The 328-nt window shown below is 57.9% G+C and carries 1 protein-coding gene; it reads right to left on the reverse strand.

Translation table 11 applies throughout. The features are described from left to right. Positions 1–119: 119 nt before the first annotated feature. The coding region (locus tag MKK60_RS09985; protein WP_243985438.1) for a hypothetical protein at positions 120–328 on the reverse strand (209 nt) is incomplete at its 5' end.

A 328-nucleotide genomic window follows, 5' to 3' on the forward strand; every position in this document is an offset into this window, starting at 1 on the left:
TTCTCAGAGCAAAAGTTGCCCGCTGGATGGAGCAACTGAACTGAACTTCCGCCCTCTGCCATTACGAGCCCTCGTATGCACACCAGCACGCGGAGCATGCACACATCAAACGCCAAAAACTAGCTCCTCAGCGTGTTCGAATTGCTAGAATAAATGCGCTGGGTCACCGTGTCAGCGTCCAGCAGAAACGGCACGCCGGCACGCACAGCGGGAATCCTTTGCCCTAAGATGCCGACAGCGAAATCGAGGCTGTCACAATCGCCGCTTACGAAGTGGACGCGCACCGATCCAGCAAGCGGCGCATCGCAATGGTGTGGAACCCCGCCGG

Origin of the sequence: Methylobacterium sp. J-092, assembly GCF_022829325.1 — a bacterium.
Lineage (GTDB): Bacteria > Pseudomonadota > Alphaproteobacteria > Rhizobiales > Beijerinckiaceae > Methylobacterium.